Origin of the sequence: Clostridium sp. E02, assembly GCF_003833015.1 — a bacterium.
In the GTDB taxonomy this organism is placed as follows: domain Bacteria; phylum Bacillota; class Clostridia; order Lachnospirales; family Lachnospiraceae; genus Lacrimispora.
Genome location: NZ_RJLQ01000004.1, coordinates 142,557 through 165,628, shown reverse-complemented (window position 1 = coordinate 165,628; position 23,072 = coordinate 142,557). Strand labels below are relative to the sequence as shown.

At 42.0% G+C, this 23,072-nt stretch carries 16 protein-coding genes; 2 read left to right on the top strand and 14 right to left on the bottom strand.

Annotated features, from left to right (window positions below; genetic code table 11):
* Positions 1 to 3 precede the first annotated feature (3 nt).
* The 4 genes from gatB to aspS are packed head-to-tail and all read right to left on the bottom strand — an operon-like array spanning position 4 to position 4,592.
* Positions 4 to 1,437, bottom strand: a complete 1,434-nt coding sequence (gatB, locus tag EFT72_RS04220) for an Asp-tRNA(Asn)/Glu-tRNA(Gln) amidotransferase subunit GatB (protein WP_124065659.1) — start codon at positions 1,435 to 1,437, stop codon at positions 4 to 6.
* A complete protein-coding gene (gatA, locus tag EFT72_RS04215) occupies positions 1,438 to 2,934 on the bottom strand; it encodes an Asp-tRNA(Asn)/Glu-tRNA(Gln) amidotransferase subunit GatA (RefSeq protein WP_124065658.1) in 1,497 nt (498 codons plus the stop codon).
* 11 nt (positions 2,935 to 2,945) lie between these two features.
* Positions 2,946 to 3,239, bottom strand: coding sequence for an Asp-tRNA(Asn)/Glu-tRNA(Gln) amidotransferase subunit GatC (gatC, locus tag EFT72_RS04210; RefSeq protein ID WP_124065657.1), 294 nt, complete (start codon positions 3,237 to 3,239; stop codon positions 2,946 to 2,948).
* Positions 3,240 to 3,260: 21 nt separating this feature from the next.
* Complete coding sequence (aspS, locus tag EFT72_RS04205) at positions 3,261 to 4,592, bottom strand: aspartate--tRNA(Asn) ligase (RefSeq protein ID WP_124065656.1); 1,332 nt, start codon at positions 4,590 to 4,592, stop codon at positions 3,261 to 3,263.
* A gap of 802 nt (positions 4,593 to 5,394) precedes the next feature.
* Between aspS and EFT72_RS04200 the strand changes: the two genes are divergently transcribed.
* Positions 5,395 to 5,958: a manganese efflux pump MntP family protein gene (locus EFT72_RS04200; RefSeq protein WP_124065655.1), complete on the top strand. Its 564-nt coding sequence runs from the start codon at positions 5,395 to 5,397 to the stop codon at positions 5,956 to 5,958.
* Here the strand turns inward: EFT72_RS04200 and EFT72_RS04195 are convergent.
* The 9 genes from EFT72_RS04195 to EFT72_RS04155 form a co-directional block, all read right to left on the bottom strand.
* Positions 5,944 to 6,759, bottom strand: a complete 816-nt coding sequence (locus EFT72_RS04195) for a polysaccharide deacetylase family protein (protein WP_124065654.1) — start codon at positions 6,757 to 6,759, stop codon at positions 5,944 to 5,946. The two genes, EFT72_RS04200 and EFT72_RS04195, sit on opposite strands and share 15 nt — an antisense overlap.
* Positions 6,756 to 7,805, bottom strand: coding sequence for a glycoside hydrolase family 88 protein (locus EFT72_RS04190; RefSeq protein WP_124065653.1), 1,050 nt, complete (start codon positions 7,803 to 7,805; stop codon positions 6,756 to 6,758). Before EFT72_RS04190 ends, EFT72_RS04195 begins: the two co-directional genes overlap by 4 nt.
* A complete protein-coding gene (locus EFT72_RS04185) occupies positions 7,786 to 10,947 on the bottom strand; it encodes an SGNH/GDSL hydrolase family protein (RefSeq protein WP_124065652.1) in 3,162 nt (1,053 codons plus the stop codon). The genes EFT72_RS04190 and EFT72_RS04185 overlap by 20 nt, the downstream gene beginning before the upstream one ends.
* Positions 10,948 to 10,968: 21 nt before the next feature.
* Positions 10,969 to 13,605, bottom strand: a complete 2,637-nt coding sequence (locus EFT72_RS04180) for a hypothetical protein (RefSeq protein WP_124065651.1) — start codon at positions 13,603 to 13,605, stop codon at positions 10,969 to 10,971.
* A 57-nt stretch (positions 13,606 to 13,662) separates the two neighbouring features.
* Positions 13,663 to 15,228 carry an extracellular solute-binding protein gene (locus EFT72_RS04175; RefSeq protein WP_124065650.1) on the bottom strand — a complete coding sequence of 522 codons (1,566 nt, stop codon included), beginning with the start codon at positions 15,226 to 15,228 and terminating at the stop codon, positions 13,663 to 13,665.
* Between the two features lie 37 nt (positions 15,229 to 15,265).
* A complete protein-coding gene (locus EFT72_RS04170; RefSeq protein ID WP_124065649.1) occupies positions 15,266 to 16,168 on the bottom strand; it encodes a carbohydrate ABC transporter permease in 903 nt (300 codons plus the stop codon).
* 15 nt (positions 16,169 to 16,183) lie between these two features.
* Positions 16,184 to 17,143 carry an ABC transporter permease subunit gene (locus EFT72_RS04165; RefSeq protein ID WP_124065648.1) on the bottom strand — a complete coding sequence of 320 codons (960 nt, stop codon included), beginning with the start codon at positions 17,141 to 17,143 and terminating at the stop codon, positions 16,184 to 16,186.
* 217 nt (positions 17,144 to 17,360) lie between these two features.
* A complete protein-coding gene (locus EFT72_RS04160) occupies positions 17,361 to 19,538 on the bottom strand; it encodes a helix-turn-helix transcriptional regulator (protein WP_124065647.1) in 2,178 nt (725 codons plus the stop codon).
* Positions 19,532 to 20,230, bottom strand: coding sequence for a DUF1961 family protein (locus tag EFT72_RS04155; RefSeq protein WP_243109942.1), 699 nt, complete (start codon positions 20,228 to 20,230; stop codon positions 19,532 to 19,534). Before EFT72_RS04155 ends, EFT72_RS04160 begins: the two co-directional genes overlap by 7 nt.
* 203 nt (positions 20,231 to 20,433) lie before the next feature.
* Here EFT72_RS04155 and EFT72_RS04150 point away from each other — a divergent pair, with 203 nt between their 5' ends.
* Positions 20,434 to 21,759, top strand: a complete 1,326-nt coding sequence (locus EFT72_RS04150) for an HD domain-containing phosphohydrolase (protein ID WP_124065646.1) — start codon at positions 20,434 to 20,436, stop codon at positions 21,757 to 21,759.
* A 60-nt stretch (positions 21,760 to 21,819) separates the two neighbouring features.
* Here the strand turns inward: EFT72_RS04150 and tyrS are convergent, their stop codons facing one another.
* A complete protein-coding gene (gene tyrS / locus EFT72_RS04145; RefSeq protein WP_124065645.1) occupies positions 21,820 to 23,043 on the bottom strand; it encodes a tyrosine--tRNA ligase in 1,224 nt (407 codons plus the stop codon).
* Positions 23,044 to 23,072: the final 29 nt, after the last annotated feature.

Sequence of the window (23,072 nt, the reverse complement as noted above, 5' to 3'; positions counted from 1 at the left end):
CCTTTAACCTAACAGTTCTTTCACTATCCTGTTAACTGCCCCAGGGTCGGCTTTCCCTTTCATCTTACGCATGGTCTGACCAACGAGAAAGCCCATCGCCTTCTCTTTTCCGCTGTGGTAATCACTGACTGATTGTGGATTCGCGGCAATGATTTCTTCAATCACCCCACGGAGTTCCCCTTCGTCACTCACTACCTTTAAACCCTTTTCTTCTACGTACTGTTCTGGATCCACATCCTCAGCAAAAATTTGTTCGAAAACTTCTTTCCCCACGGTTCTGTTAATGGTACCATTATCCACTAAATCAATCAATTTTGCAAGATTTTCTGGAGAAAATGTCATTTTTTCCGGTTCCATCTCATGTTCTTTTAACAGTCTCATGGCTTCTACCATTAGCCAGTTAGCGGCTTCTTTTGGTCTTTTGCAAATCTCTGTGACTGCTTCAAACACATCCGCCATATGTTTGGACCCAGTAATAATATCTGCATCATATGCAGAAAGATGATACTCTTGCTGGTACCGAGTCATTTTTTCTGTTTTTAGTTCCGGTTGATTTTCTCTGATCCTCTTAATCCATTCATCCGAGATCTCAACTGGCGGTAGGTCTGGGTCTGGAAAATAGCGGTAATCTTTGGCATCTTCCTTGGAACGCATGGCATGAGAGGCTTCTTTGTTGTCATCCCATCTCCTGGTTTCCTGTACAATTTGTTTGCCTTCCTCAATCAGTTCAATTTGGCGTTTTCTCTCCCCTTCAATGGCACGTGCAATCGCCTTAAAGGAGTTTAAGTTCTTCATCTCTGTTCTGGTACCAAATTCCTCTGCCCCCACCTCACAGACAGACAGGTTTACATCTGCTCTCATGGACCCTTCTTGAAGTTTGCAGTCGGAAGCCCCCAGATACTGAATCATCAGCCTTAATTTTTCCAGATAAGTAATTACTTCCTCTGCACTTCGCATATCCGGCTCTGAAACAATTTCAATCAATGGTACTCCACTCCGGTTAAAATCAACCAAAGAACAATCTTCCCATTCATCGTGAATTAGTTTCCCTGCATCCTCTTCCATATGAATTTCATGAATTCTAATTTTCTTCTTTCCCGACGCTACATCAATCTCCACATACCCATCATGACAGATCGGAAGATAGAGCTGAGAAATCTGGTAATTTTGGGGGTTATCTGGATAGAAATAATTCTTCCGGTCAAATTTACAGGACTGATTGATCTCACAGTTGGCCGCAAGCCCAACGGTAAGCGCATATTCCACCACCTGTTTGTTCAGAACAGGAAGAGAACCTGGCATCCCGGTACAGACCGGACACGTATGGGTGTTAGGTGCTCCACCAAATTCAGTGGAACAGGAACAGAAAATCTTTGTATTCGTGGCTAGCTCCACATGTACTTCCAAACCGATTACTGTCTCATACTGTTTGCTCATTTATTTCTCCTCCCTTCCTAAGATCGCGTCCTTTGCAAGTGCCGGCATCTGGTACCCCCGGCTTTGTTCCATAGCATATCCTGCTTTTAATATATGCTTCTCCTGAAACCAGCCACCGATAAACTGAACTCCAATTGGAAGTCCTGTCTCACTAAATCCCCAAGGGACCGTAAGCGCAGGAAGTCCAGCCAGATTAACTGAGATGGTGTAGATATCTCCCAGATACATCTTTAAAGGATCCTTTAAACTTTCTCCAAGCTTTGGAGCCGGTGCTGGAGCTGCTGGTGCCAGAATCACATCATAACGAGAAAATGCTTCGTCAAATGCCTGTTTAATCAATGCTTTTGTTTTCAATGCTTTTAGATAATAGGCATCGTAATACCCAGAGCTTAACACAAAAGAACCAAGCATGATTCTCCGTTTAACCTCCGGACCAAATCCTTCCGATCGGCTTTTTTTATACATGCCATGAAGTCCTTCGTATTCTTTTGCCCGATGGCCGTATTTCACCCCGTCAAAACGAGAAAGATTGGAACTGGCTTCTGCCGAAGCAATTACATAATAGGCAGGAATCGCATAATCCACCATTCCAAGATCAAACATTTCAACAACCGCACCTTTTTGTTTTAAAATCTCAACCGTATCCAATACTGCTTTCTTAACCGAAGGATCAATCCCTTCCACCAGGTAGTCGTTTGGTACTCCGATCCTTAAACCTTTTACCTCACCAGTAAGTGCTTCCATAAAGCTGCTATCATCTCTTTCAACTGAAGTACTGTCTTTCTCATCGTAAGAAGACAAGATCTCGAAAAGAGCTGCGCAATCGGTTACGTCCTTTGCCACTGGTCCGATCTGATCTAGGGACGATCCGTAAGCAACCAGTCCATAACGGGAGATGGATCCATACGTAGGTTTTAAACCAGTGACTCCGCAAAACGAAGCCGGCTGCCGAATCGAACCACCGGTATCGGAACCAAGCGCACAAAAACATTCTGCAGCCGCTACTGCCGCACAGGAACCACCAGAAGAGCCACCAGGCGCATGATCCAGATTCCATGGATTCTTTGTAACACCAAAAGCAGAAGTCTCGGTTGTGCTTCCCATGGCGAATTCATCCATATTTGTTTTTCCTATGATTACTGCACCTGCCTTTTTTAGGTTCTCCACTGCAGTGGCTGAATAGGTAGGAATAAAATTGGAAAGGATCTTTGAACTGCAAGTGGTTTTTACCCCTTCTGTGCAGATATTATCTTTTACCGCTATTGGCACACCTGCCAGATTTCCTGTCAGTTCCCCTGCTTCGATCTTTTTTTGTATCTGCTCCGCTTGTTTGAGGGCATCCTCTTCCTCTATCGTTACATAGCTGTTAAGAACTGGCTCCAATGTCTTTATCTGATCCAGCACGGCTCTTACCGCCTCTACTGAGGTCACTTCTTCTTCTTTTATCTTTTTCCCTAACTCTACTGCAGTAAGGGATAATATTTCTTTTGCTGTCATCTGACTCCTCCCTATTCCACCGTCTTTGGCACCTGAAACGCTCCGTCTTTGCTTTTCGGGGCATTCTTTAAGATCTGATCTCTGTCATCTCCATTTTTTACCACGTCTTCACGAAACACGTTGTGGTAAGGGAACGCATGTGACATAGGCTTTACTTCGTCTGTATCAAGCTCATTTAATTTATCAATATAATCCAGCATGCGGCCCATATCCTTCTTGGCTTGTTCTTTCTCTTTCTCATCCAGGAAAAGTTGAGCTAAAACTCCTACATACTCGATTGTCTCATCATCTATAATGTGCGCCATATCGTTTTCTCCTCTCTTTCTTTATGGTTCCAGTCTAGATACATCTCTTGGAAAGAGAGTCGTCTCTCTCACATTGGATTCATCCAAAAGACGCATGGTTAGACGTTCCAGACCGATTCCAAGTCCTCCATGAGGAGGCATTCCATATTTAAATATCATTAAATAAGAAGAAATATCGTCTGGATTCATCCCTCTTTCTTCCATCTTCTTCATAATTGCGCCATAATCATGGATACGCTGACCACCAGTGGTGATTTCAAGCCCTTTAAATAGCAGATCAAAACTTAGTGTGTACTTGGGATCTGCTGGATCATCCATGGCATAGAAAGGACGTTTCTTAGAAGGATAGTGGGTTACGAATACAAAATCACTGCCATATTCCTCTTTAAAATAACGACCGATTAAAACCTCTTCTTCCGGTTCCAAATCATAAGGATTTTTAATTTTTCGATTGTATTTTTCTGATACAAGTTTTTTTGCTTCTGCAAAATGCACTTTAGGGATGCTGGTTACTTGTGGAAGTGTGACCTTTAACATCTCTAATTCCTGTGCATACTCCTCACAGAGAAGTAAAAACGTATACTGGAGCATAGCGGTCTCCATATCCATAATATCCTCAAATCCATCAATGTATCCCATCTCAAAATCCATGCTGGTATACTCATTCAAATGTCTTGTGGTATTATGTTTTTCTGCCCGGAACACAGGTGCAACTTCAAACACCCGGTCATATACACCAACCATGGTCTGTTTATAAAACTGAGGACTCTGCCCTAATTCTGCTTTCTTATTAAAATAATCCAGTTTAAATACGTTGGAACCACCTTCTGCACCGCGAGCTACAATCTTAGGGGTGCGAATTTCCGTAAAGCTTTGAGAATGGAGAAAGTCACGGAATCCTCTTACGATTCCTTCCTGAATGCGAAACTTAGCACGCTCCAATGGATTTCTTAACGTAATGGGGCGAAGTGCCAGTTTTGTTTCTAACGATGTGTTAAGTTTCCATTTACTAATTGCAATAGGAAGTATTTCTGCTGGTTCTGAGAGAACCGTAATTTCCAGTAGACGAATTTCGAATCCGTGAGGTGCTCTCTCTTCCATCGACACCACACCAGTGATTTTAACCGCAGACTCTTCTTTTAACTGACTTAATAAAAAGTTCGTGGTTCCCTGCTCATATACGCACTGTACCAATCCCTCTGCGTTTCTTAAAATTACGAATGCAACTTCTCCCATCTTCCGGATGGTATGGACGCTGCCTTCCATCTTTATGGTTTCCCCTGCATAGGAACCTGATTCAACATCCTTGATTCCCTTTGTTTCTTTCTGCTTCACACCACTGATAAATTCCATATTTTTCTCTCCTTACCTAAATGTAATTGCTTTGATTCCGATCAAGAATTAAAATAAAAAAATCCCGTCTCGGAATACAGTTACATATTCCGGGACGGGATTTATATGGCTATAAGCTCCCGCGGTACCACCCGCATTGAGACATTAATTCTATCTCCACTCTTACATTTAACGCATGCATACGGATAAGTCTACTCAATCTGCCAGAATCTGTTCTCATTCTGGTCGCTTCGACTTACCGGCTCCGGAGTGTTCCCATAGCCAAGTCCCACATGACGGCGCTCTCAGTCGGTGACGCCCTCTTCCTGTCGAGGTCCATAGGCCAGAGTCTCTTTCTCTGCCTTTTTAATATCATTTTTTACTCTTGTAGCTTCATGATTCCCTATTTATTTCTATTATAAACAATTTATCGCTTCACTACAATGAATTTTCCTAATAATATCATAATCTTTTTTATGATGCAAGAATTATTTGAAACAAATTTATTATTTATTCTAAATCAATTAATTATATACCCACAAAAGAAGACTCTTTATGTTAACTGACCTCTTGACAAAAGTCACACTCATCCCTTAGAATAGACGGAAGATAAGGGAGTAGTCAGCACCAATTGGGTCAAATTGGTGCCTGCAAAATCAACATGCTGACAGAGAGGGTTCTGTCTGGTTTTGCTAATTTTGCCAAGTTGCAAAAAGATGAGACTTATCTGTGTGTTTTTCGTACACACAGATAAGCCTCATCTTTTTTTGTCTACTCTGGAATCAAAAAATATGAAATACGTTTCACACAGGAGGAATTTCACATGTCGTTACCAGAATTATTCATCATTGCAGTCTGTCTGTCTATGGATGCCTTTGCTGTCTCTATTTGCAAGGGACTCTGTCTTTCCAAAATGAACTGGAAAATCGCAGGCATTACAGGGCTCTACTTTGGAGGATTTCAGATGGGAATGCCACTGATCGGTTACCTTTTAGGTTACCAGTTTAAAGATGCCATCGCCTCATTTGATCATTGGATCGCCTTTCTCCTTCTTGGAATCATCGGACTTAATATGATTCGGGAATCCTTTGAACCCAAAGAAGAAGAGTGCACACACTGTTCGCTGGATCCCAAAAACATGATTCTGCTCTCCCTCGCAACCAGCATTGATGCCATGGCAGTCGGCGTCACTCTAGCCTTTTTGCAGGTGCAAATCCTACCAGCCGTATCCTTAATTGGGGTCACAACCTTATGTCTTTCCATGGCAGGTGTAAAAGTTGGCCACGTATTTGGAAGCCGTTTTCAGTCCAAAGCAGAGTTTTTTGGAGGTATGATCCTTGTTTTAATGGGAATCAAGATCCTCATAGAACATCTATTGGGAGCATAAGCACATCGTTCCTCCCCCGATCTCCATCCTCTTTTCATTGATACTGATCCATACTGGAAGGGACGAGGGATTATACACCCGATCACCATCTACCGTAATTTGCAGGGAGGTGGCTGCTCTCATATAGTCCACGATTTCAATGTTTGTTGCATACCAGATATCATCTTTCCCTCCTGCCATTTCACAAAAAGTTTCCATAAGATCCCAGTTATCATCTCGTGGAAACTCGTAACTATGTCCCCATACATACATCATATAAAGATACTGCGTCTTCGTTAGATTTATAAATTTTCTTCCATTTTCCAAAAGGTTATGATTATGATGACAAGTTGCTTTCCACTCTAGAAAATCAGAGGGCATGGAAAAATCATCGGTGCTTCCTACCACTCTGGAGTATTCAATTCCAAGACCTGGAAGGAGATCCATGATTTCCTTTGAATAGGACCCGTTCGGGTAAGACATTCCCCGAACAGGATATCCTACGGCACGCTCCAATGCTCTTCTGTCCTCTAAGACTTGAAGCGCAACCTGAGGAAGAGGACATCTGGCAATGGTAGGGTGAAGTACTGTATGGCAGGAAACCTCATGCCCCTGATATAACTCCTTCCATTCCACCGGCTTAATTCGATCCTCGCCCTCTGAAAGTCCTGAATTTAAATGAAACGTTCCCTTTATTCCATGACGGTTAAAGATAGTAACCAGTTTTCGGTCTTCCAATCTTCCATCATCATAGCTCATCGTCAAAACCTTGTTCCTTCCTCCCGGAAAACAAATATAAATATTATTTAACTCATTCTTCATAACGCTCCATCCCCCATTCCATTGTTATAATTAAGAACTGCTGCAAAGAATGCCAAAGCCATGCCCTGTCCCCAGCCCTGAATCCACTTTTTTGATATCTTCTTGTATCCATCCCGGTCCTTCATAACAGCCGTACCCCCCGAAACATCCATAAGTCTTCCATCTGGAGCCACATGGGATAATACACCCTCAATGGATTTTTCTATGTATTTAATATGGAGAGGGTTTCCCTTTAACGTCATAGCCGCAGCAATTCCTGCAGAAGCAGATAGTTCTTCATAGGATTCCTCATCATCAAGAATGGTCCTCCAAAGCCCCTCTTCTGTCTGTAAAAGCTTGAAAGCAGAAAGCTGCTCATTTAAGCTTCCCACAATTTCTAAATACTGTGGATAAAGATAGCACTCCGGTAATATCAGCCCCACCTTACTCATTGTATAGGCAGCCCAGCAGTTGGCTCTTCCCCAGTAAAAGCCTGACATATGATCCTTTGTAATATTGTTATACCCATGATACCACAGCCCAGTGTTATCATCCTGAAGGTACTGGATATGCCAGTAATATTGATCCAAAGCATCGCCAATCAATTCCTCATCCTTTGTCATCACGCCTACTCTTAACAGAAAGAATGCGGCCATAAATAAAGTATCTGCCCAACACTGCTCTGGAAAATCATTGTTGGAAGAAACCGTATGCTGGAGCACATGGTCCCCAAACCGCAAGGCATCTTTTCTCAAATACTCTACCTTAGACTGAATGATATCCTTATACTTCTCTTCTCCCGTCGCCTGATAGAGCGTAATCAGGCAATGGCCCATGGCACAGGTATTCACAGTCCACTCTGGAAGCCCTAGTTCTATTAGTTCATCAACTCGTTCCTTTAAAAATCCCAGATAACCTTCCTTTTTTGTAACCGTATACGCTTCAGCAATTCCATAATAAGCCACCCCACAGGGCCAGTCCCAAGACATATCCATCCGCTTTGTCCGTTCCACAATACGGTCCATGGCTTCTTCTAATTTATCTCTGTCATACTGTAGATTCCCCATATAAATCGTCTCCTTTTTCTTCTAGTATAAATGCTTTTACTTCACTTGCCAATAATTTAGCAAAACAATCAGCTCCTTTTCTGGATAAATGCACCAAATCCGGTACGAAAAGTTCTCTTGCTTCCTTTTCTTCCATACTTTTGCAATATTCTTTCGTCAGGTGATTCATATCTACAAAGAAAACGCCTTCTTTTTCTGCGAATTCTTTCATCTTACGGCTGTATTCCGGCAAAAGCACACCAATTTTTTTATTTTCCCCTTCCTCATTCTCTTTACAGGGGCATAAGCAAACTGGAGAAATAAGAACTGGAGTCGCTCCCCGTTTTCTGGCAGCCTCCACATACAATCTTAAATACTGGGGAAATTCACGCACTGGCACATAACGTTCTGCCTTAGCCGCATACGCATCATTATGTCCAAAACATATAAAAAGAAAATCCCCCTCTTTGATGTGTTCTTTTATATCCTCAAGACGCTCCTCATTTAGAAATGACTTCGTTGACCGCCCTGCCATGGCACAGTTATCCACGATTAAATGGCGGGTTTCATAACGCATTTCCTGTTTAAATCTGCAATCGTCTCTTGGATCTATTTGATAGCAGTTTCCTTCCTCTAAATAATCCAAAAGACGTTCTCCTAACCCGTATTTTGGTCTTTCTCCTCCTCCATAGGACTGAGTGATGGAATCTCCAGCCAGATAAATCACCGGCTTTTGCTTCATATATGGGAGCACCTGACCAAAATTCATATCCGAGCCATAGTAAAACCTGGGATAGCAGGGCTGATTGTAACAGTTATTCTGCCAGGCTACCCCACACCGGTATTGTGGATCGTGCATCAGAGTAAATAGTTTATAATTGGTTAATTCTGTATTGGTGTAAATACGGATTGCAGAGCTATCTTCGGTTCGCAAAAGAATCTCTTCCCGAAAATCCCCAAAGATATCAGCAACCAGACATGGATTTCCTTTGGTTCCATTATTGGTCCTTGTATTTTCAGGACAAAGCATCCTTCCATGGGTAAAATCATGAATTGCTCCAGTAGGTTGTTGGTTTAAATAGTCCGCTCCGTCTGTAATCTGTGTGGTTAAATCTCCTGCCCAGCGAATGGACATATTGGATCCCAATGTATCTTTCTTTAGAAGTGTTCCATGACAATCATAAGTTCCAACCCCATTGACCCAGCATTGCAGCCCTCTCACACCTGGAACCACATCTCCAATCATACAGCGGCCAAGATCCTTCTCTGCATATTCACCGAATATAACATCTCCTGTCTCCCCATCCCGAAGTGCATAACCATAGGGCGCATGGTCCGCACCTTCAAATACGTTAAATATTTCATAGCCAGGCCGGTCTGGATCAATATCCGCCACATGCATGGCATCCCCGTGACCTAGTTTTGCCTCCCGACCATCGGGAAGCTTATCCCTAGAACTGTACAGTAACGATCCATCGTGGTCGATACAGGCAGCCCCATAGACAATTTCCATAAACCCATCCCCATCTACGTCACAAGCCGCCAGAGAATGATTCCCCTGCCCTGCCAGGTCCCCATAGACCGGATTGGTTCCTTTTCCATCATGGGGATGGTCACAAAAGGGATTCTTCATGGGCACAAACCCACTGTCTGCCGACCAGATCTGTTCCCATTTATCTTCTCTAAAATCATAGGCTGCGATAGCGGTTCTGGTATAATATCCCCGGCAGACTACAAGGGATGGATGCGTTCCGTCAAGATAGGCGACTCCAGACAGAAAACGGTCTGAACGGTTACAAGGTTCGATCCGATTCATGGCATAGTCTCCCCACAAAAGTCCATCATCCACACGCTTAAATGGAAACGGTATGGTACTTAGTTCTCTTCCATCTCCTCCAAACATCGTTAAGTATTCCGGCCCCTCAAAGATAAATCCTTCCAATTCCCGAAGCTTATTTTTCGCACTTCTAGAAGGTGCATATTCATCTAAAAAATAATCCACTAGCTTTGTGGCATCTTCCTCACTCAAAGGGTAAGAGTAAATATTAGAAATTCCAAAGCACTGTTCCAGCGTATTTGGCCAGTGACGCGCTTTTACCTCTTCCTGTTCGGTCCAAGACTGAAATAATTTAACTAAATGCTTCCGATAATCCTCTGAACTGCATACATAAGAATCTTCATGACTATATCCATGCTTTAAGTCCTCCTCTGGCATGGTGACAAAGAATTCTTCCCTCTGCTCTCCCTGTTCACGATAGCACGTCATATGCGTTCCCGGAGCAGTCTTCACTGCCATTTCTGCCTTTCCGTCTCCGTTAAAATCGTAGCACATAAACTGGGTATAATGTGCTCCTGCCCGAATATTAGGGCCCATATCAAGACGCCAAAGAAGAGTTCCGTCAAGCTTATAGCAATCTAGAATGCAACGGCCTGTATACCCTTTTATGGAAACATCTTGGGAATTGGAGGGGTCCCATTTGACTATGTATTCATATTCCCCATCTCCATCCACATCTGCCACGGACATATCATTGGCAGAATAGTAAAATGTCTCCCCGCTCTGTGTCACACCTGGTTCCGGTTTGTTTAGCGGAATGTCGAAATAATCCTTCTCCCACACCTTCACGGAAGAACAACAATCATATTCCACTCCATTTATGATAGGCGCCACCCCATACTTTGACTTTTGCATTCCTTCCTTGTCAACAAAATTAGTACTGTCTGTTACCGTTGCAATTGGTACCCCGTCCCGGTAAACGATAAAATCCATTCCCGTCATACCAGTCTCATCATATCCAGTTACCTCAGAAAGGAACAGCCTCCAGCTTAAAAATATCCCTGTCTTAGTTTTAACTGCAATCAACCCACGGTTCAATCGTTCCAACTGTTCTCTCTTAATAAAATGAACGGGGGTATTATATTTCTCCATCGATAGAACTGTACCATCCTTCATAACGGAACATACATAGAAATAATGAGGGACACACGTAGATTTATGGAGTGTAAACTGCTGGCTGTCCTTTGCCGGGATTTCCTTCATAAAACGGTAATTTTCCTGTTTTCCCTCCCGGTCAGACCAGTATATCCGGGTGGTTTTGGCCCCCTTTATACGGTCCCAGGTAATGGTTACTTGATTGTTATAAATGTTCAATATCCGTATCATGTTTTCTCCAATCTGTTAAAATTATGCCTTGCGAAAACGATCCAAAGACATATCCGCCACTAATTCATCCGCCCCCTCCAAGCTTTTTGGAAGTTGATTCCGGATAAACTCCATGGCACAAATAACATTTAAACACCATTGAGCCGTAAAGTTGGTCGAAATCCAGGGGATTTCCACAAGGTCTTCCCTGTTTCCTTTCTCCGATAGCCTTACATCTTGAAAACCTTCATGATTTCCCTGACAAAGGATGGCATTCAGTAGATGGCGCCAGGTGGTTTTTGCCAGTTCCTCATCCTGTCTATACCAGGCCCCATAAGCGCCCATAGACGCGGCCATAAATGGAAGAGAAAATTGCCTTTCCCCAATGATTCCGCCAGACTCTTTTAACTGTTCTTTCCTCGAAAGATAATAGAACCTTCCATACGCTGCCAGCATTTCCTTCCATTCTTCATCCTCTAGCAAATCTGCCATCTCCATCCATACCTGCGGCGCTCCCATACAGATCTGCAGATGGGTACCGCCTGCGGCCTGTTCCCCAATATAACGCAAATGAACCGTGGCAGGGTCAAATTCAAAATCCGGACCAGACACCAGTTTTAATGGAGCTTTCTTAATATCCTCTATACCGATGGCAATTTTTTCCCGATAATGCCCATCGTTAAACCGTTCCCACTGGGTCATCCAATTGGCACAAAGAGAGGACCAGTCAGGACCACTTCTGGCATGACTTTTATAAACCATTTCTTCCTTTTCGTAAAAATCTCCAAGAGGGTCCCGGTTTAAGAAGGTCTGCTCATTGTCCTTTAGCTCGGAAAAGATATCTTCCAATCTGTAATCTCCGGTCATATAATAGTAAAACCGATGGTGAGCCGCCATGGCAATCCGGGCTTCCTTACAAGGACAGCCCCAATGACGCACATTGTGACGGGAACCAAGGCCCTTGTATTTCCCTATATGATATACATCCACTTCGGATGCATGCCTTGTCAGCTTTTCCGCCAAGGTAAATATCTCCGGCCGGCCTGACCTTAAAAATGCAAGCCACAGCCACAAAGTGGGAACCAATTCTGTGTTATCCCAGGCATAGCCCCCCATGTCATAACGCCACTGGTGCCGCTCCTTGTCATAGGTGTGCATAAAATCCCCATAATTAAAAAGCCCATACCAGTTTCTCTGTTTTACTTCTCCCTCATAGAAAGCGACTGCCCGGTCAAGCTGTTCCTCCAGCCACAGCTCCATTTCACTCTCCCTTTTTGGCAGGGACCAGTATCCAAAAGCCTTCCTCTCATGATAAAATTCCGGGGTTCCTACATACTGGGGTGGCTGATTTACTTCTTTGGAAAATCCCTTTAATTCTTCCTCAGAAGGGATTACCGCATCATAAAATCCTATGGAATATTCACTGGTAGAGGCAATCCCATAAGGGGTTGCTCCTTTATAGTCATAGCCTTCGTAGTACACCTGATTATATCCTCTGTCCGTGTAATGCCTGAAATCCATGGCCTCTGCCTCTGGGCTGTAAAGCCAGATAACCGCCTCTGCCTCATTTTTCGTAAGACTTCGGAATGTATAACCGGAAGGATACGTCTGCCAAAAGTCCCGAAGAGAAAAAGCCACACTTCCATTTTCGCTTCCAAAAGCAGCCGCTCCACTTGTTTTTATTCCATGGAGGCAATCCAGGAAACAGCAATTGGGGATAGCCGTTTTCTTTTTTATCTTAAAATGGGTTGGACTGTCCTGGCTAAAGTCATATTCATCCCAAAAAGGCATGTCAGAAAGGACCTTGTCAATGTTCTCTTTATCCGTTCCCTGTGGATGGAGCTGCTCTCCCTTCATCTGAGCCGCGTAAATAGAATCCGCTATCTTAGGTCTCCAAGTTAAAAGCTCCGCCATGGCTTCATGAAATACACCATAATCCCCTTCAAACATCACATGCCGATTGTAAAGGGCTCCCTCTAATGGTACCGATACAGACAATCCAATTCCTTTTAGAAAATCTTTTTCTTCCTCCCCATCATAAAGAAAGGTATGGGTAAACGTAAGATTCCGGCTTTCTACCCCCACACACATACGGATAAGAAAAGGAAGTTTTTTCTCCCCCGACTCCGAGACATGAATTCCCTTGTATTGAATCACCACCCGAAGGGGGCCCTCTTCTTCCAAAGTCACCTCTTCCACCACTCCAGCGTAAGGCTTTTCAATTTTCCCCTCAAGCCCATCTTTGTTTATCGGCTCTTCTAATAAAAGAACGGGGTGGGCTTTCCCGCCTCTTACAATACCATTGATCTCAAGCGTATCGAATAGATACTGACCGGACTCTGGCACATAAAAACTTAGTACTTCTGTTTCCACAATAAAGCCATCTTTTGCCTTTACTACCCGGATCGCAGAACCTGACGGTTCCTCCATACATCCATCTGCTTCTACTGGAAGCACTTCAATTTCATCCGTAAGTTTATTGGCACATGCGGTATGGGCGGTCCATTTCACCGAACCATCTGGCCAGTACGCTGTGATTCTGGACTGCATAGCGACTCTTTCATGGTCTGCATTGGTAAGAGAATATCCAGTCTCTTTTCCACATACTCCCTGCTTCCACATGCATCCCCATGTGGTATATCCTGTTTTCTTTCTATTTTCCAGATTATGCAGTTTCACGTCTTCCTCCATCTACGAAGCGGCACAGCTCTATAAGAGTGCGCCGCCTTTTTTTAACTACTTAGAAGTATCCTGCTGATACAACTCGTTGATCTCTTTTACCAGTCTGTCTCCACCCCGGTCTAGCCATTGTTTTGCTGCTGCGTCAAGACCTTTTTCATCTATCTGTCCACAGATATACTGGGTTCTGGCATCGTCAATAATCTGTTCAATATCCGTACCTACTTCTGCATTGACACCGGAATTAGCCAGATATCCAAGCGCTGGATTGTAAATAGCAACTTTTTCATTTCTTACATACGCTTCTTCCTGAGCTAAGGTAGGTTCCTCTTTTTTCAGGGCAGGTACCGTAGACGCTAATTTAGGAATATAGCAAATCCCCTGGTTTAATCCCATGCTTGGTCCCTGTTGGATATCCAGATCATTTCTTAAAACAACCTCTCCGGCATCATCAAAATCATAAGTGATTCCCTCCAAACCATAATCTGCAAGAGCCATCATCTCATCATCACACATTTTATCTAGGAAATGTAGACATTTCTTTACATCTTCTTCGCTCTTGGCTCCTGCCTTGGTAATCAGATAGTACCCATTAAATCCACTGGTTGCCAGAGTTTTTCCGTTCATCGGTCCCACCAAAGTCATGGAAGCAAACTTAGACGGATCGGTTACTGATTTCACATCATTTCTCTCATAATATCTCCAAATTCTCTTTGCCCCATCCATGACATCAATAAACGCTCCTGCTTCCCCTTTCTTACATGCATCCGCAAACGTTCCAGAATCCACGGTTGCCCAGTCCTTACGAATAAGACCGTCGTCATACATTTTTTTAATCCATTTTAACGCTTCTAAATATTCCTGTGTCTGATGGACTGGAACCATTTTCCCGTCCTGCTCTACCCATTCATTTCCACATCCAAACCACGTCTGTATAATATCAATTGGCCCTACATACTTCGTCATTTCCAGTCCAACTGTATCGTCTTTCCCATCCCCATCTGGGTCATTATAAGTGAATTTATAAAGCATGTCGTAAACATCTTCTGCTGTCTTTGGATCTTCGGTTATGCCAACCGCCTCTGCCCAGTCCGTCCGATAGGAGAAACCATAACGTCCGATTTCTCTTGCCCGGTAAATACCAATTACCTTACCGTCCACAGTCATTGCCTTTAACACCCTTCCATCTGCCTTTGACAGATTGGGATAACTGTCTGTATCTTTTAAAAACTCACTCAAATCCCAAAAAGCACCTTTCTTGGCTGCTTCTACCACATTGGCTGTTAAGGAATCCCCCTTTCCAGTAACAATCATAGGCATATTATCCTTATCCATTAAAGTAAGCCCGATTTTTTCTTTGTACGTATCATTATTTTCCCAATGCCAATCCACATGGGTACCCGTGTAATCTTCATATTTCTTGGTTACCTCATCTGAATGTTCGTTCTTTAAATCCGTTCCATAATACGATGGTGCCATAAATGTAATCGTTGGTTTTCCATCTGTTGTTACATTAGCGGCTTCCTTTTGTGCTGTTTTTTTTGAACCACCGCAAGCAGTTAAAGACAATGCCACCGCCCCAAATAATGATACTGTTAATGCTCGTTTCCAAGTTTTTTTCATGATACACTTCTCCTTTTCTAATATTAATATGATTGCTTCAGCCCTTAACCGAGCCGATCATAACCCCCTGTGTAAAGTACTTCTGTATAAATGGATAAACCACTAAGATTGGAATCGTAGCAATGACAGTCGTCGCCATCTTGACTGCTTTTTCCGGCGGCATTCCCCAAACTCCCCAATCAAATCCACTTTCCGTTGCCACAGAAGAGGTCATAAAAATAATTCTTCTTAGCACGATCTGAATCACTTCTTTGTTTTTATCCGAAATAAACATCATTGCATCGAAGTAAGCATTCCAACGGGCGACTGCATAAAATAGCGAGACACTTGCAATTACGGGCTTGGAAAGTGGTAGGATTATTTTTAAGAAAATCTGTAAATCATTCCCGCCATCCATTCTGGCTGCCTCTTCTAGTTCCACGGGAAGCCCCTGAAAATAACTCTTTATTATTATCATATTAAATGCATTCACTGCTCCAGGAAGCCATAATGACCAAAATGTATTTCTCAAATGCAATACGTTAGAAACCAGCATGTAAGTGGGAACCATCCCACCGGAAAACAGCATGGTGATAATGACCATATTGGTGAAAAATCTCCTGCCTTTAAAATAGGACCTGGAAAGGGGATAGGCTAGGGTACAGGAAAGGATCATGTTGATAAACACACCTATAATTGTTACAAACAGGGAATTAAATAGTCCATGTATGGTATCACCCGTCTTAAATATATACTGATACGCATTCAACGACAATGTATGAGGAAAAAGGAAGAATGCTCGTTCTGTCAGTTCTCTTTCCGTTGCAAAGGAACCTGCTACGATATATACAAATGGAAGCAGGGTGATTACGGCAAACACTCCGATAAAAAGGTAGATGAGAACCTGAACCAGCTGATCTGCTGGTTTTCGCTTGATTTTTATATGCTTTGTTCTTGCCATTGTTTTTTCTCCTTTTTAATAGAATCCAGACTCTCCGAAGGCTTTTGCCAACTTATTTGCTCCTAAAACCATGATCATACTGACGATTGATTTAAACATACCTGCTGCCGTTGCCAGAGAATAATCACCATTTACGACACCTCTCGTATAAATATAGGTATCAAATACATCGGAAACTGCCCGGTTCATGGAATTCTGCATCAAAAATATCTGCTCATAGCTTGTATTTAAGATTGTACCAATCTTTAAAATCAGCATGATGACAATGGTTGATCGAATGGCAGGTAAGGTAATGTGCCACATTTTATGCCATCGGTTGGCACCATCTACCTCTGCTGCTTCATAGAGCTGAACATCAACACCAGAAAGGGCTGCCAAAAAAATGATGGTGCCATATCCGGTCTCCTTCCACATACTCTGCCCTACAATCATCTGAACGAACAGCTTGGGATTGGACATGATATCCGGTGCATTCGCCTTTCCAAATAGCTCAACCAATGAGTGATAGACCAATCCATCTGTGGTGCTAAAAAGCTGGGCAGTCAGTGCTGCCACAATGACCATAGAAATAAAATGAGGAATATATACCATCGTCTGTGTAATACGCTTAAACGCTACATTCTTTACCTCATTCAAAAAAAGTGCCAGAATAATTGGAGCAGGAAAGAAAAAAATCAAACTGGCTATGGATATCGATAAGGTATTCCTAAGAACCCGCCAAAAATCTGGCCCCATAACAAATTTTTCAAAAATGCTCAATCCTACAAATGGACTATGTAAAAACGCTCCTAACATGGTATCTCCATTATAGGGACTGAAATTCTGGAACCCCATAATCAGACCACCCATGGGCAAATACCGAAATACCACCATGTAAATCACACCAGGTATAATCATGATGTACAACCACTTATGTACAGACAGGGCATGCTTCCAGGTTCCAGCCCTTGGCTTATTGCTTTGACTCTTTTCCATATGCTCTCCTTTTCATTTCTGCTCCAACCTGTCACCATTGGTAATTATGTCAGTTTTTTTAAATTTGAAGCACTGCTTTATGAGCATAGTTTATATCAATCTGCTTGTTTTTGTAAACAATCATTTTGTGACTCATTTTTATATTAAAAAACGCCTCATAATCCGCATATACTAACGGTTTTATGAGGCATAATAACTATAATTATCACTTTATTCCTTACTTGCGGTGTTCTTTGCGAAAGGATGCCGGGGTAAATCCTACTTGATTTTTGAAAAATCTTATGAAATTTTGTACATTGTGATACATTAACTTTTCTGAAATCTCAGCTACAGAATATTCTGTAGTCAAAAGCATGTATTTAGCCTGTTTCAATTTTTCTTCATTGGCCATGTCGGTAAAGGTAACTCCCTTTTCCTTCTTTAGAATCTTGCTTAAGTAGTTTGCATGATAAGACAATTGATCTGCACAATGATTTAGACTTATATTTCCCTTGCTGTCCTTGATCAGAGCCACCACCTTTTTTACGATTTCGGATTCCTTTCCTTCCTCCCTTTTTTTCTTCAATGCAGCAATCATAGGGTGGATGATCTCTTCTGTAATCGCTGATACAATTTTTTTCTTATCATAAATCTGTGGAAGAATGTTTAGTACATTATATTGTTCGCTTTCAAATACATCAGAAAGAGAGATATCAAAAGCCGAAGGAATATTGAGCATAGCAGTCAAAAGTCTGGTCAAGTAAAAACTACGTTCGATTCCAACTACATTTTTTATTTCCATCCGTTTGATAATAAGCTCCAGCAGACATGCCGTCTCTTCTTCCTTCCCGCTGATAATGGACTGAATCAACTCGTTTTCCATAATCATGTCATATACATTCCCCACTTGAGTCTTGAGCAAATAATCATCGTACAAAACCAAAGACGAGTTATTCGGGTCTTCCTGATTCGATTTATTATAAAGTGCCTCTGCACATTCCCCATATGCACGCCGCACATGATACAGCTTATGAAATGGCTGGCTGATTCCCGATGCAATAAAAAATCCATAAACTTCCCCAATATGATCTTTTAAACCTTTATAGAAAACCGCTGTCTTAGAATCCAATTCCACATCATTTTCTTCCCCTATTATGAAGATCATCTTCTCCCGGTAATATACAGGTGCAATAAAAATGTCGTTTATAATTTTCTCTGGTAAATTAGAAAGAATCCCAGCATAGCTGTCCTTCATTTTTTCCTGTTCTGATTGATCAATTTTACAAGTTATAACAATCATGCGGTAAGCAGGCCAGGAGACAATCTCCGATTTCTTTAATGCTTCCTCCCTGTTCTTCTCGTTCAATTCACCCTCAATGAGATTGGAAACCAAAAGCCGTTTCATCTGTTGCTTCTGATCTTCCACATATTGTTCCAAACTCTTAAGTGGTTTGGAAAATGCCACTGCAGTCAGCCGTACCACAAACAAAAGCAAAGCAAAACCTGCCAATACAGCAAAGGAAGCCAATACGAATACAAAAGCACCTTTCTTTACATTTTCTTCATTATAACCCACCAGATACTTAAGACCGGTTATCTCTTCTGCCTGCACACGGATATGATAGGTATCTCCCTGTCTGCTCTTAAAGACTCCAGAAGCTTCCCTTCCACTGTTTAAATAGGCATCGGTCATCTTGGCATCAGTCTCCATCAACACATTTTCTCTTCCAATGATTGCTACATCATATCCCATCTTTTTATAACTATATGACATTTGCTTTAACTTGTTTTCATCAAGCTTGATGGTAAGAAGCCAGGATAAATCGCCTATCCCCTGCTCTTTCTTTAAAACCAGGCGAAGGCCGGAGGTATCCACTGATTTGGAAGTCCGCATATTTCCCTCCATCGGCGCAGGAATGTGTGAACGATTCAACCAGTACACGGACAACAACATTTTATCCTGTTTATCCAAGAAATCTTTTGTATCCTCCTGGTTTTTCAACTGATCCATTGGAAACAGACCATAATCATTAAAGACCCAGCCATATTTTACATTTATGAGTTCATAGTCCGCGATGTATTTTTCCAAAAAATAATTTCCTTCAATGATTTTTTGGACTTTCTTTAGATTACTGTAACTGGAAAATGGCGGTGATTCCTGCCGTACCACCCAACGCACCTCCTCTCCATTTACTGCTTCAATATAATATTCTTTTAAGGATGACAAAATATTTTCGTATTCCCGGGAGATTTCATCACTGTAGGAATCCAAAGCCATCTGGTTCTTGATTTTTTCCCCTTTCATATAGAGATTGCACGACACAATTCCCATAACAATGAGCGGCAGCGTCACCAACCCCAACAATTTTAGAAACATCTGCTTTTCATAAGTCAATGAACTGATGCTCTTTAACATAATTCGTACACCTTTAAGTTCCTGTATTCAGCAACAAGTGGTGCCAATTGACGAAATCCGATTTTGCCGCCTTTTAAAACCTCTCCGTAAGTTTCTCCATCGTCATTGAATTCAAATATAAATAAATCATTCACAAAAAACTTGATTTCGTTGTGGTATTTTCGAATACATATCTTATAAAAACCATTGGCATCCGCTGCATCTGGAAGAGGATCTGCCCCCTGAGACACCAGATGAAACCCATAGCTTTTTCTTAAATTGCAGGTATGAAAAGCCCTCTCATCCGGCTCCTTTCGTCTGAAATAAGAAATATGAAAGCCATTCATATCCCCACTATGATACTGCGGATATTCCCCCGTACGTTTTAAAAGAGACGGATCAAATAAGTCCTTTCCATCCCGACCAGCAGCCGCAAAGAACAGAATGCATAATCCCTGATCGGTCACAGGCTTAAATTCCCATGTTATTTTTACATTCTCCGGAAAATCCTTAGGACACCATAAAACATAATTCGCCTTTTGCCCCAAATCATGATCCAGTGCATTTTCCAAGCACATACAGTCTTCGAAAAAGCTGATCTTCGCATTCCCTTCCATAATAAATCCATCAATATCTTCCTTTTTTGATAACGGATTCTCATAGATTAACTTTTCCTGAATCATTTTAATGTAACTGCCCGTATTCCTGTTCATTATATTCCCCTCCATAAAATATCCTTCCCTTGTACCCACAACGATACCATTATACATGTGCCCCAAACGATTCTCAACCGCTTTCCTATCTCCTCCATTTAAAATCTCCCAAACGCACAACTATATTTCTTCCTCAACTTTCCTTCTCTGTTATAATATGGTAAACTATTTTTCAGAAATACAAAGGAGGATTACCAAAGAAAATGTTGTATACTAAAAGCATAAATAATAAAAGTGTTCTCGGAATTATCCGACGCTTCTGCAATTACATTGACCCAAGACTTACCGAACACGGTTCCCATGTAGCTTACCTTGTCTTTCGCATGCTAGGTAAAACAGGGGAGTACTCAAAACCGGAACTTCGCAATATCTGTTTTGCTGCCCAGCTGCATGATATTGGTGCTTATAAGACAGAAGAGATTTCAAGAATGCTTCAATTCGAAACCAATGATGTATGGGACCATTCTTTTTACGGCTACCTTTTCATCCGGTATTTCTCTCCACTTCATGAGTTTGCTCCGGCTGTGCTTCTTCACCATACTGCATGGAAATACTTAGAACAAGAAGAAGCACTCAGTCCAAAATTAAAGAATTTATGTCAAGCGATCCATATCGCTGACCGCATTGATGTTTCCATGTCAGTGGAAAAGCATTCCTTAGTTGAGACACTTCAGTCGCTGAATAACGGAACTGGAACCATCTTTGCACCACATATGTTAGATTTGGCAAACAAACTTAATTTTAAAGAATCCATTGAAGAAGAATGGAGAAAAGATGAGGAATATTTTGACTTTTTATCAAAGCTTCCACTGTCTAGTAACGAGATAACCGAATATTTTAAAATGCTTGTCTTTATTATTGATTTTCGAAGCCATTACACGGTAACCCATACCATAGCAACCACCAGCATAAGTTATGAATTAGGACTACTGCTTTCATTAAGCGAAGAGAGCTTAAATCAAGTTCTCTGCGGTTCTCTGCTTCACGATTTGGGGAAAATAGCCATACCAGTGGAGATATTGGAATATCCGGGAAAGTTAAGTACACAGGCTATGACTATCATGCGGACTCATGTCAATCTGACCGAAAAAATATTCGGTGGGAACATTGACGAAACGATTCAAAGGATTGCCCTCCGTCACCATGAGAAATTGAATGGAACCGGATATCCCAATCAACTTACTGCGGACGATTTAACCACCGAAGAGCGGTTAGTCGCCATTGCAGATATTATCAGTGCACTAACTGGAACAAGAAGTTATAAGGGCTCATTTCCCAAAGAACGAATAGTATCCATACTCTCAAAAATGAGGGACGATGGGCTCGTAGATCCTTTCATCGTGAATCTAGCGCTCCAAAATTTGGATCATATTCTTGAGATCACGACAATTCGAAGCAAACCATTGCTTGAAATTTACGAGAAGTTAAGATCCGAATACTTATATATCTCCAAATGCAATCGATACCGTGAAAAAATCCGCTATGCCCTTTCCTTAGAACGGCCCAAAAACATGTGCTTATGGCCATAACCCGCAAAAAACCGATTGGTAATTGAAAATTCATTTATTTACCAATCGATTTTTTAAGTATTATTTTGCAACTACCCTTACAAATTTTTTCTTACCGCGTTTTACCACAACGCCTTCTCCTAAAAGCTGTTCTCTCGTAAATACTGCTTTCACATCCCTAACAGCTTCCCCGTCTATGGTTACTCCACCCTGTTCTACATTGCGTCTTCCTTCTGAACGTGTTGGCGCAAGACCAGATCTTTGGAGTATCGTTAGAATGTCAACCATTCCATCCGTGAAATCCCCTTCTTCCAATTCAATGGTGGGCATATTTACAGCATTTCCGCCAGAAAACAACTCTCGTGCTCCTTTTTTCGCTTTTTCTGCCTCTTCCTCTCCATGTACCAGTTTGGTCAATTCATAGGCAAGGATTTCCTTCGCCTGATTTAACTCACTGCCTTCCCACTGATCCATCTCATCAATTTGCGGAAGGGGAAGGAAGGTAAGCATCCGCAGGCATTTTAATACATCCCCATCTCCAACATTTCTCCAGTACTGGAAGAAATCAAACGGAGAGGTCTTTTCCGGATCCAGCCAAACTGCTCCTGACTGTGTTTTCCCCATCTTCTTTCCTTCGGAGTTTAACAAAAGGGTGATGGTCATGGCATGTGCATCTTTTCCAAGTTTTCTCCGAATCAGTTCTGTTCCTCCAAGCATATTGCTCCACTGATCATCACCACCAAACTGCATGTTACAGCCATAACGATTGAATAACTCATAAAAATCGTAACTTTGCATGATCATATAATTAAACTCCAAAAAGCTAAGTCCTTTTTCCATGCGCTGTTTATAACATTCAGCCGTAAGCATGCGATTAACTGAAAAGTGGGGACCAATCTCACGAAGGAAATCAATGTAGTTTAATTCCATCAGCCATTCCGCATTGTTTACCATAAGGGCTTTCCCTTCGGAAAAGTCAATGAATCGGCTCATCTGCTCTTTAAAACAATCACAGTTATGCTGAATCCGTTCCGTTGTCATCATCTGACGCATATCACTTCTTCCAGAAGGATCCCCAACCATACCAGTACCGCCACCAAGGAGAGCTATTGGCTTATTCCCCGCTTCCTGCAGACGTTTCATTAAACACAACGCCATAAAATGTCCCACGTGTAAACTATCTGCAGTGGGATCAAAGCCAATGTAAAAGATTGCTTTCCCTTCATTGACCATTTTACTGATCTCTTCTTCATTGGTTACCTGAGCAATCAGTCCCCGTGCCTTTAATTCTTCATAAATTTTCATTCTATTTTCTCCTTATCTAAGAACTAGTC

Coding starts and splice junctions, on each gene's coding strand:
- gatB (WP_124065659.1), bottom strand. CDS start 1,437: ATGAGCAAACAGTATGAGACAGTAATCGGTTTGGAAGTACATGTGGAG.
- gatA (WP_124065658.1), bottom strand. CDS start 2,934: ATGACAGCAAAAGAAATATTATCCCTTACTGCAGTAGAGTTAGGGAAA.
- gatC (WP_124065657.1), bottom strand. CDS start 3,239: ATGGCGCACATTATAGATGATGAGACAATCGAGTATGTAGGAGTTTTA.
- aspS (WP_124065656.1), bottom strand. CDS start 4,592: ATGGAATTTATCAGTGGTGTGAAGCAGAAAGAAACAAAGGGAATCAAG.
- EFT72_RS04200 (WP_124065655.1), top strand. CDS start 5,395: ATGTCGTTACCAGAATTATTCATCATTGCAGTCTGTCTGTCTATGGAT.
- EFT72_RS04195 (WP_124065654.1), bottom strand. CDS start 6,759: ATGAAGAATGAGTTAAATAATATTTATATTTGTTTTCCGGGAGGAAGG.
- EFT72_RS04190 (WP_124065653.1), bottom strand. CDS start 7,805: ATGGGGAATCTACAGTATGACAGAGATAAATTAGAAGAAGCCATGGAC.
- EFT72_RS04185 (WP_124065652.1), bottom strand. CDS start 10,947: ATGATACGGATATTGAACATTTATAACAATCAAGTAACCATTACCTGG.
- EFT72_RS04175 (WP_124065650.1), bottom strand. CDS start 15,228: ATGAAAAAAACTTGGAAACGAGCATTAACAGTATCATTATTTGGGGCG.
- EFT72_RS04170 (WP_124065649.1), bottom strand. CDS start 16,168: ATGGCAAGAACAAAGCATATAAAAATCAAGCGAAAACCAGCAGATCAG.
- EFT72_RS04165 (WP_124065648.1), bottom strand. CDS start 17,143: ATGGAAAAGAGTCAAAGCAATAAGCCAAGGGCTGGAACCTGGAAGCAT.
- EFT72_RS04160 (WP_124065647.1), bottom strand. CDS start 19,538: ATGTTAAAGAGCATCAGTTCATTGACTTATGAAAAGCAGATGTTTCTA.
- EFT72_RS04155 (WP_243109942.1), bottom strand. CDS start 20,230: ATGAACAGGAATACGGGCAGTTACATTAAAATGATTCAGGAAAAGTTA.
- EFT72_RS04150 (WP_124065646.1), top strand. CDS start 20,434: ATGTTGTATACTAAAAGCATAAATAATAAAAGTGTTCTCGGAATTATC.
- tyrS (WP_124065645.1), bottom strand. CDS start 23,043: ATGAAAATTTATGAAGAATTAAAGGCACGGGGACTGATTGCTCAGGTA.